The following is a 9,304-nucleotide window of genomic DNA, read 5'->3' as shown; positions in this document are numbered from 1 at the left end:
CAGCGGCAGCACACTGGCCGATGGCAGCAGCACCGCCCGCGTCAGCACCAGCCATGCGCTGGGGCTCAATGCCAGTTGGGAAGTGGATTTGTGGGGCCGCATTGCCGGCACGGTGGACGCCGCGCGCGCCAGCGCCGAGGCCAGTGCCGCCGACCTGGCGGCGATGCGCCTGTCGGTACAGGCGGCCGTGGCGCAAACCTATTTCTCGCTGCGCGCGGCCGAGTCACAGGCACGGCTGCTGCGCGAAACCCTGCAAGCCTACGACCGCAGCTGGGCGCTCACCCGCAACCGCCAGAAGGCCGGCGTGGCCTCTGCCGCCGATGTGGCGCAGGCCGAGGCGCAATACAAATCCACGCAGGTGCAATTGCTCGAAGCCGAGACCAGCCGCACGCAGCTGGAGCACGCCCTGGCCGCCCTGGTCGGGCAGGCGCCTGCGGCGTTCAGCCTGCCCGTCACGGCCATGTTGCCCGCACCCCCGGTCGTGCCCGCACAGTTGCCGTCGCAGCTGTTGGAGCGCCGTCCCGACATTGCCGCCGCCGAGCGCCGCGTGGCCGCAGCCAATGCGCAGATCGGCGTGGCGCGTGCGGCCTTCTTTCCCGCACTCACGCTGTCGGGCACCGTGGGCTACCGAGGCACGGAACTGTCCCACCTGCTGAGCGCGCCCAACCTGTTCTGGTCGCTGGGCCCCGCGCTGGCGGTTTCGCTGTTCGATGGCGGAGCCCGCACGGCAGCCGTCGAATCGGCCCGCGCCGCCAATGAGCAGGCCGCCGCCACCTACCGCCAGACTGTGCTCACGGCGCTGCAGGAGGTGGAGGACAACCTCGCAGCGGCCGCCGCGCTGGCGCAGGAACAGCAGTGGCAGACCGAGGCCGTGGCGGCGGCCCAGCGCGCGCTGGACGTGGTGAACAACCAGTACCGCGCGGGCACGGTGGGCTATCTCAACGTGCTGACGGCACAGACCACCGTGTTGTCTTCCCAGCGCAGCCTGATCGACGTGCGCAACCGGCGGCTCGCCGCCGTGAACGCACTGCTCAAGAACGTGGCCGGAGGCTGGGACGCGGGCCCGATGTGAAGCGGTGCGGCCAGCGCTGGCGTGCGCTCCTTCAGGTCACGGGCGCAGGGTTGAACAGCACCAGCGCGTTCTGCAGCTTCCAGTGCTCGGCCCAGGTGCGGCGGCCGCTGGCGACATCGAGCAGCAGGTGCAGCAGTTCCCAGCCGGCCTCTTCGATGGTGATTTCGCCATCGGCGATGCGGCCTGCGTTCATATCCATCAGGTCGTGCCAGCGGCGTGCCAGGTCGGTGCGCGTGGCCACCTTGACCACCGGGCAGGCCGCCAGGCCATAGGGCGTGCCGCGCCCCGTGGTGAACACATGCAGGTTCATGCCCGCCGCCAGCTGCAGCGTGCCGCAGATGAAATCGCTGGCGGGCGTGGCCGCGAAGACCAGGCCCTTCTGGTTGGGCCGCAGCTTGTCGCCGGGCGCCAGCACGCTGGCAATGGCCGCCGTGCCGCTCTTGATGATCGAGCCCATGGCCTTTTCGGCGATGTTGGATAGCCCGCCGGCCTTGTTGCCCGGCGTGGTGTTGGCGATGCGGTCCACGCGGCCGCGGTCGAGGTAGGCGTCGTACCAGGCCAGCTCGCGCACGATGTCCTCCGCCACCTGCGGCGAGGCGGAGCGCGCGGTGAGCTGCTCGACAGCATCGCGCACCTCGGTGTTTTCGGAGAACATCACCGTGGCACCCGCGCGCACCAGCAGGTCTGCCATGTGGCCCACCGCCGGGTTGGCCGTGACGCCCGAGAACGCATCGCTGCCGCCGCATTGCACGCCCACCACCAGCGCGCTGGCCGGCACGGTCTGGCGCCTGCGGGCATTCAGGCGCTCCAGGTGGGGGCGGGCGCGGGCCACGATGTCGTCGATCATGGACATGAACCCCACATGCGAATCGTGCTGCAGGCAGACCACGTCGGGGCTGGCCTCGCGTTCGTCGCGCACGGGGATGGTGCCTGGCGGCAGCAGGCGCTCGGGCTGCAGTTTTTCGCAGCCCAGGCTCACCACCAGCACTTCGCCCCCGAAGTTGGGGTTCAGGCTGATGTGGCGCAGCGTGCGGATGGGGATCTCTGCGCCCGGCGCGTCAATGGCCACGCCGCAGCCATAGGTGTGCTCCAGCGCCACCACGCCGTCGACGTTGGGGTAGTGGGGCAACAGCTCGTCCCGGATGCGCTGGGTGGCCACGCCCACCACCCCGGCCACGCACTGCACCGTGGTGGTGATGGCCAGCAGGTTGCGCGTGCCTACCGAGCCGTCGGCATTCACATAGCCCTCGAAGGTGAGGCCTTCCAGGGGCTCCCATGCGGGGGCTGGCCGGGTGGCCATGGGCAGGCCCTGCAGCGCGCGTGCCGCAGGAATGTCGAGCAAGCGCTCATGCACCCAGCTGCCGGCCGGGATGGGTTGCCGGGCGTAGCCGACCGGCACGTTGTAGCGGATGACCGCCTCGCCCTGGGCCAGATCGCGCAGTGCCACCTTGTGGCCTTGGGGCACCTTGTCGCGCAGGACCAGGCCGCCGGGCAGGGCGGTGCCTGCCGGCAGGCCGCCGTCGTTGGCCACGATGGCCACGTTGTCCGCGGCGTGCATGCGGATGGTCAGTGGTGCAGAGGAATTGCTCACGGTGGAACCTTTGAAGTGCGCGGCCTCAGCAGGGCTGGCCCTGGCGGGCAACCAGCCAGGCGGGGGCGTCTTGCAATGACACGGGGCGCAGGAAACGGTCGAGCGCTGCCCAGCCGACGGACGTGGTGAAGGGCTCGGTGGAGGAGGGGTAGGGCCCGCCGTGCTGTTGTCCGGCCGTCACTGCCACGCCTGTGGGGAAGCCCGAGAACAGCACCCGCCCTGCCACCTGGGAGGCGGCGCGCACCAGTTCCGTCACTTCGGTGCTGGCCTCGTCCGCACCCCATATGGTGGTGGTGAGCGTTCCGCCCACCGCCTGGAGCACCGCGATGGCCTGCGCTGCTGCGGCCACGCGCACGACCAGTGCGGCAGGCCCGAACACTTCGTCGTGCAACTCCGGGGAAGCGATGAATGCATCGGCCGTGAGTTGGGCCAGGAAGGGGCGCGGAGGCTGGTCTGGGAGGGCTGCCTCGTCCAGCACGCTTTCCAGCTTCGGATGCGTGGCCCAGAGTGCGCGGCCGGCGTCGAAGCCGCTGCGGATCTGCGGCGTCAGCATGGCGTGGGTACTGGCAGCCTTGAGTGACGCTGCAAGCTGCGCCACGAATGCATCGCCCGCGGCGCCCTGGGGCACGATGATGACGCCAGGGCTGGTGCAGAACTGACCGCACCCCATGGTGATGGAGGCGGCCAGGCCCTGCGCGAGTTCGGTTCCTTTGGCCTGCAATGCCGCGGGCAGTGCAACCACGGGGTTGACCGAGCCCAGTTCGCCGTAGAACGGAATGGGGCGGGGGCGCGACTGTGCCGCCTTCTGCAAGGCCAGCCCACCGCGCACCGAGCCCGTGAAGGCCGCTGCGGCAATCAGGGGGTGCTGGACCAGGGCCACGCCCACCTCATTGCCAGGGCCGTCCGCCAGGCCGAATACGCCAGCGTGCAGGCCCTGCGCAGCCACCACCCGGTGGGCCAGCGCCGCCACCCGGTGGGACAGCGCCCGGTGGCCCCGGTGTGTTTTCACCACCACCGGGCAGCCCGCAGCCAGTGCTGCTGCGGTGTCGCCGCCCAGTACCGAGAAGGCAAAGGGGAAATTCGAGGCGCTGAACATGGCGACGGGCCCCAAGGGCACGCGCACACGCATCAGGTGGTGGTGCCCAGCCGGGGGCACACCAGCCACGGCCGGGTCATCAGTGAAGGCAAAGGCGGCCCCTTGCTCCACCTGGGCGGCGAAGCCGCGCAGCTGGAAGGCCGTGCGATCCAGCTCGCCATTGAGTCGCGCCGCGCCAAGGTGGGTTTCTTGGTCGGCCAAGGCCACGAGGGCCTCGCGCTCGGACTCCAGCGCATCGGCCAGGCCGCGCAATAGCGCGGCACGGATTGCGGCCGGGGAGGCGCCAAAGGTGGCAAACGCATGGCTGGCTGAGCCGACGAGGGCGTCCAGTTGGGTGGCGGTGGTTTCCGGGAGGTTCATGGAGTCGGGAGAGAAAGCGTGGGAATTCCGGGCGGATGACCCGTGTACGGTCTGCTGAGACGCCGCGCGCGTCTTTCGAGCGCGCGGCGTTTGAATGGCCGGGTGGTCAGTCTGCGGTGATCTTGCGGGCCACGATGAGCTTTTGCCAGCGTGCGTATTCCGCAGCCTGGAAAGCAGCGAACTGCTCAGGGGTGTTCAGCACCATCTCGAAGCCCAGCTCCAGCAGGCGTGCCTTGGTTTGCGGTTCGCTGAGGATCGAGGCAATGGCGCTGTTGAGCTTCGCCTTGACGTCCGCGGGCAGCCCCTTGGGGCCGGCGATGGCCTGCCATGAGTACACGTTGGCGTCCTTGATGCCGCTTTCTTCGAGTGTGGGCACATTGGGCAGCAAGGCCGATCTCTTGGCGCTGGTGATGGCCAGCGCCTTGAGCTTGCCCGCCTGGATCTGCGGCATGGCGGTGTTGATGTTCATAAACGATGCGTCCACCTGGTTGCCCAGCAGATCGGTCATGACCGGGCCGCCGCCCCGGTAAGGCACGTGGATGCCGCTGGTGCCCGTCTGCAGCCAGAACAGCTCGGCGGTCAGGTGGTCGCTGCTGCCGTTGCCCGAAGAGGCAAAGGTCATCTTGCCCGGGTTGGCCTTGGTGAAGGAAATCACCTCTCCCAGCGAGTTGTGCCGTGATGCTGAGGGCACCACCAGCACGTTGGGCGCCTGCACGGCAACGGTGATCGGATCCAGGTCCTTGAGTGCGTCGTACGGCACCTTGATGAGGTGCGGTGCAATCACGAAGGGGCCGAGCGACGACACCAGCAGGGTGTGGCCGTCGGCGGGGCTGCGGGCCACCTGGGCCGTGCCGATGGTGCCGGTGGCGCCAGGCTTGTTGTCCACGATCACCGTGCCGCCACCCAGTTTCTCGGGCAACTTGCTGGACAGCGTGCGGGCGATCAGGTCGGTGGAGCCGCCCGGCGGAAAGGGCACCACCAGCGTGATCGGCTTGGTCGGCCATGCGAGGGCGCTCGCGCTGGCGAGCGTGCCCAGTGCTACGGCGCAAAGTATCTTTTTGATCATCATGTGTCTCCTCGGGATGGAAAGTGGCGTCGGTATTACTGAGGGCCCAGCTTGGCGATGAGCGCCGCGAGTTCTTCGCACTCGGAGGGCGTCAGCTCCGACAGCGGCGCGCGCACCGGGCCGGCGTCGTGTCCGGCGATGCGGGCACCCGCCTTGATCATCGAGACGGCGTAGCCTTCCTTGCGGTTGCGGATCTTGAGCAGCGGGTGGAAGAACTCGCGCAGCAGGTGGTGCTGGGTGGCCATGTCATCGGTGCGCACCGCCTCGTAGAACTGCATGGCGGTCTTGGGGATGAAGTTGAAGACCGCCGACGAATACACCGGCGTTCCCAGGGCCTTGTAGGCGGCGGCATACACCTCTGCAGTGGGCAGCCCGCCCAGGTACGAGAAGCGGTCGCCCATCTTCATGAAGATGGCACTCATCAGTTCGATGTTGCCCACGCCATCCTTGAAACCGATCAGGTTGGGGCAGCGGTCGGCCAGGATGGCCAGGGATTCGGGGGTCAGTTTGCTGACGCTGCGGTTGTAGACGATCACGCCGAACTTCACGCTCTTGCAGACCTGTTCCACATGGTTGATCAAACCCTCCTGGCTGGCTTCGGTCAGGTAGTGGGGCAACAGCAGGATGCCGTGCGCGCCCTGGCGCTCGGCTTCCTGCGCACACTGGATCGCAAAACGGGTGGGGCCGCCCGCGCCCGCAATGATGGGCACCTTGCCCCGGCAAGTCTGAACGGCGGTTTGGATGACCTTGGCATATTCACTGCCCGTCAAAGAGAAGAATTCCCCCGTTCCGCCCGCCGCGAAGAGCGCGGTCGCTCCAAAGGGAGCCAGCCATTCCAGGCGCGCGGCATAGCCTTTGGCGTTGAAGTCGCCGTTGGCATCGAAGTCCGTCAGCGGAAAGGACAACAGGCCGCTGGACATGATTTGCTTGAGGTCTTGGGGATTCATCGGGAAGGTTCCTGTGGTGAAGCTCGGAAGAGAAGGCGTGGAAGTTGTCAAAGACCAACGGGGCGGCGCGCAGGACGGGCCGGCCGGAGCATGCGCTGTACGGCCCAGGCGCAAGCGCCGGTGAGGCCGGGCACTTCGCGGGTGTGCTTGTGGCACCACCTTTTTTCGTGCCTGCGTGTTACAGTCCATTCAGTCATTGATATACGTTATCAGTTGTCGTACAAGTTGAGCCGGATTATTGCGTGATCACGATCTCCATGAAGCTAGGGTATTCCCTATGAATGTTCCTCTCTTGCCCCGCCGCAAGCCGCGCAGTCTCGCCATCGAGGTGGTTGACAAACTCACGGAAGACATCCGTGGCGGGCGGCTGCCCGCTGGCAGCAAGCTCCCCACCGAGGCGTCCTTCATGGAAACCTTTGGCGTCAGCCGCACCGTGGTGCGCGAGGCCATCTCGCGCCTTCAGGCGGCGGGGCTGGTTGAAACCCGCCACGGTATCGGCACGTTCGTGCTGGCCCAGGACAGCGGGCCTTCCTTCCGCATCAGCCCGGACCAGTTGGGCACGCTGCGCGAAGTGATCGCGGTGCTCGAATTCCGCATCAGCGTCGAGACCGAGGCGGCTGCGCTGGCGGCCGTCCGCCGCAATGACGACAACCTGCGCGAGATGCGCGATGCGCTCGGTGCATTCACTGCAGCCATGGAAGAGGGGCGCGATGCCGCCAGCGCCGACCTGCAGTTCCACCAGGAAATTGCCCGCGCCACCCAGAACCACCACTTTCTGGATCTGATGAAATCGCTCGGGCTGGGTGTCATCCCGCGCACCCGCCTGGAGGCGCCGGCGATGGTGCAGCCTGAGCGGCTGGCCTATTTGCGCCGTGTCAACCAGGAACACGAAAACATCTACAACGCGATTGCGGCCCAGGATTTCGAGGCCGCACGGGCCGCGATGCGCACCCACCTGTCCAACAGCCGTGATCGGCACCGGCGCAGCGAAGCAGGAAGCGCCTGAACTGAGGCGTTGGTTGCAAGGGTTTTCCCTTGAGTGATGGAGAGTGGAATGATTGTACGATGACTGATAACTTATGTGCCTGTTGATCTGTGCCTCGTAGAACCATGTCCACACCCAACCCAACACCCATCGTCACCCGCATGCAGGTGGTCCCCGTCGCGGGCCGCGACAGCATGCTGCTCAACCTCAGCGGCGCCCACGGCCCCTTTTTCACGCGCAACCTCGTGATCCTGACGGATTCCAGCGGCCACACCGGTGTGGGTGAGGTGCCCGGAGGCGAAAAGATTCGGCAAACCCTGGAAGACGCCCGTGCACTGATCGAGGGGCAGGCCATTGGCGGCTACAACCGCCTGCTCAACGGCATGCGCCAGCGCTTCGCCGACCGCGACAGCGGTGGGCGCGGCCTCCAGACCTTCGATCTGCGGATCACCATCCACGCGGTGACGGCCGTCGAGAGCGCTTTGCTCGACCTGCTGGGGCAGCATCTGAATGTGCCCGTCGCGGCCCTTCTGGGCGAAGGGCAGCAGCGTGAACGCGTGCAGATGCTGGGTTACCTGTTCTACATCGGCGACCGGCGCAAAACCGACCTGGCCTACCGCAGCGAACCTGGCGCGGACGACGACTGGCTGCGCCTGCGCCATGAGGAGGCAATGACGCCCGAAGCCGTGGTGCGCCTGGCCGAGGCCGCCCAGGCCCGGTATGGTTTTCAGGATTTCAAGCTCAAGGGCGGCGTGCTGCGCGGCGAAGAGGAAATCCAGGCCGTCACGGCCCTGCACGAACGCTTTCCGCAAGCGCGCATCACCCTCGACCCCAACGGGGGCTGGCTGCTCAAGGACGCGGTGCGCCTGATGCGCGACATGCACAACGTGGTTGCCTATGCGGAAGACCCGTGCGGCGGCGAGGGGGTGTTCTCGGGCCGTGAAGTAATGGCCGAGTTCCGCCGCGCCACCGGTTTGCCCACCGCCACGAACATGATCGCGACCGACTGGCGCGAGATGGCCCACAGCATCCAGCTGCAGTCGGTGGATATTCCGCTGGCCGATCCGCATTTCTGGACCTTGCAGGGCTCGGTGCGGGTGGCGCAGCTCTGCCAGATGTATGGCCTGACCTGGGGCTCGCACTCCAACAACCATTTCGATGTTTCGCTGGCGATGTTCACCCACTGCGCGGCGGCCGCGCCGGGCAAGGTCACCGCCATCGATACCCACTGGATCTGGCAGGACGGCCAGTTCCTCACCAAGGAGCCGCTGCAGATTCGGGACGGCTATGTGGACGTGCCCGCCAAACCCGGTCTGGGCGTCGAGCTGGACATGGACGCTGTGCAAAAGGCCCACGAGCTGTATCTGCAGCATGGCCTGGGCGCACGCGACGATGCCGTGGCGATGCAGTGCCTGATCCCGGGCTGGACGTTCAACAACAAGATGCCCTGCATGGTGCGCTGAGCCGGGAGGAGGGGAGCCGTGTGGCGAGCCGCCGGGCCCGCTTCCACGGGGGGCCATACAGTCCGGGCGCATTCCCGGACCTGTCATGACCCGCATTGAGAAGGCTGAACGTGTTGGCACGGCCCGCCAGGAGCCGCCTCGTTCGTTGGCCCCCCCGAAGCGTGCCAACCCGGGCCTACTCACAGCACCAGAAAAGCCAGCGTCGCGACGGCGGTGGGTCCCAGCGCGCCCAGCAACAGTCCACCCGCACCGATGGTGTCGCCCGCGAAGCCGCGCTTGAGCAGTGCAACGCCCGCCGGGTTGGGCGCATTGGCGATCACCGTCAGGCCACCGCCGGCCACCGCGCCGGCCACCAGCATGTATTGGGCGGGGGCGGAAATGCCCTGGATCAGCGAACCCAGGTAGGTCAGCGCCGCGTTGTCGGTAATGGCCGTCAGGCCCAGCGCGCCGGCGAACAGCGCCAGCGGCTGCAGGCCTGCGACGATGGGCTGCAGCCACCACTGCTGCATGCCGCCCAGCACCACCAGGCCGGCGAGGAAGAAGCCGACGAGCAACGCCTCCTTGAGGATCAGCGGACTCTGGTGGTGGGCGTAGGCCTGCGTGAAGCCGAGGAACAGCAGGAACAGGCCCAGGAATACCACCGGGTGGTGCGCGAACAGCACCACACCGGCCAGCAGCACGATGTGCACGGCGGCCACGGTGGCGGGCACGGGCCGCGCGGGCT

General features: G+C 67.4%; 8 protein-coding genes. 3 read left to right on the top strand and 5 right to left on the bottom strand.

The window, feature by feature from the left end; genetic code table 11:
- The coding region (locus ACDELDRAFT_RS15445) for an efflux transporter outer membrane subunit (RefSeq protein ID WP_005798461.1) at window positions 1-1,072 on the top strand (1,072 nt) is incomplete at its 5' end.
- Window positions 1,073-1,103: 31 nt separating this feature from the next.
- Here ACDELDRAFT_RS15445 and garD read toward each other — a convergent pair.
- From garD to kdgD, 4 genes are all read right to left on the bottom strand, one after another.
- A complete protein-coding gene (garD, locus tag ACDELDRAFT_RS15440; RefSeq protein WP_005798460.1) occupies window positions 1,104-2,630 on the bottom strand; it encodes a galactarate dehydratase in 1,527 nt (508 codons plus the stop codon).
- A 58-nt stretch (window positions 2,631-2,688) separates the two neighbouring features.
- Window positions 2,689-4,119, bottom strand: coding sequence for an aldehyde dehydrogenase (NADP(+)) (locus ACDELDRAFT_RS15435; protein ID WP_005798459.1), 1,431 nt, complete (start codon window positions 4,117-4,119; stop codon window positions 2,689-2,691).
- A gap of 106 nt (window positions 4,120-4,225) precedes the next feature.
- Window positions 4,226-5,185, bottom strand: a complete 960-nt coding sequence (locus ACDELDRAFT_RS15430) for a Bug family tripartite tricarboxylate transporter substrate binding protein (RefSeq protein WP_005798458.1) — start codon at window positions 5,183-5,185, stop codon at window positions 4,226-4,228.
- A 35-nt stretch (window positions 5,186-5,220) separates the two neighbouring features.
- Complete coding sequence (gene kdgD, locus ACDELDRAFT_RS15425) at window positions 5,221-6,132, bottom strand: 5-dehydro-4-deoxyglucarate dehydratase (protein WP_005798457.1); 912 nt, start codon at window positions 6,130-6,132, stop codon at window positions 5,221-5,223.
- Between the two features lie 277 nt (window positions 6,133-6,409).
- On the opposite strand from kdgD, the gene ACDELDRAFT_RS15420 reads away from it, so the two are divergent.
- Together ACDELDRAFT_RS15420 and gudD are read left to right on the top strand one after the other, a co-directional pair.
- The gene (locus ACDELDRAFT_RS15420) at window positions 6,410-7,138 is read left to right on the top strand and encodes a FadR/GntR family transcriptional regulator (protein ID WP_005798456.1); all 729 of its coding nucleotides are present in this window, start codon (window positions 6,410-6,412) and stop codon (window positions 7,136-7,138) included.
- A 104-nt stretch (window positions 7,139-7,242) separates the two neighbouring features.
- Complete coding sequence (gene gudD / locus ACDELDRAFT_RS15415; RefSeq protein ID WP_005798455.1) at window positions 7,243-8,580, top strand: glucarate dehydratase; 1,338 nt, start codon at window positions 7,243-7,245, stop codon at window positions 8,578-8,580.
- Window positions 8,581-8,759: 179 nt separating this feature from the next.
- On the opposite strand, the gene ACDELDRAFT_RS15410 is transcribed toward gudD, so the two are convergent.
- A partial coding sequence (locus ACDELDRAFT_RS15410; RefSeq protein ID WP_005798454.1) for a putative Na+/H+ antiporter occupies window positions 8,760-9,304 on the bottom strand: 545 nt, incomplete at its 5' end.

Source organism: Acidovorax delafieldii 2AN (genome assembly GCF_000175235.1).
Lineage (GTDB): Bacteria > Pseudomonadota > Gammaproteobacteria > Burkholderiales > Burkholderiaceae_C > Acidovorax > Acidovorax delafieldii_B.
The sequence above is the reverse complement of the archived record's forward strand: the minus strand, read 5'-3'. Positions and strand labels throughout refer to the sequence as shown.

Coding starts and splice junctions, on each gene's coding strand:
- garD (WP_005798460.1), bottom strand. CDS start 2,630: ATGCACGCCGCGGACAACGTGGCCATCGTGGCCAACGACGGCGGCCTG.
- ACDELDRAFT_RS15435 (WP_005798459.1), bottom strand. CDS start 4,119: ATGAACCTCCCGGAAACCACCGCCACCCAACTGGACGCCCTCGTCGGC.
- ACDELDRAFT_RS15430 (WP_005798458.1), bottom strand. CDS start 5,185: ATGATCAAAAAGATACTTTGCGCCGTAGCACTGGGCACGCTCGCCAGC.
- kdgD (WP_005798457.1), bottom strand. CDS start 6,132: ATGAATCCCCAAGACCTCAAGCAAATCATGTCCAGCGGCCTGTTGTCC.
- ACDELDRAFT_RS15420 (WP_005798456.1), top strand. CDS start 6,410: ATGAATGTTCCTCTCTTGCCCCGCCGCAAGCCGCGCAGTCTCGCCATC.
- gudD (WP_005798455.1), top strand. CDS start 7,243: ATGTCCACACCCAACCCAACACCCATCGTCACCCGCATGCAGGTGGTC.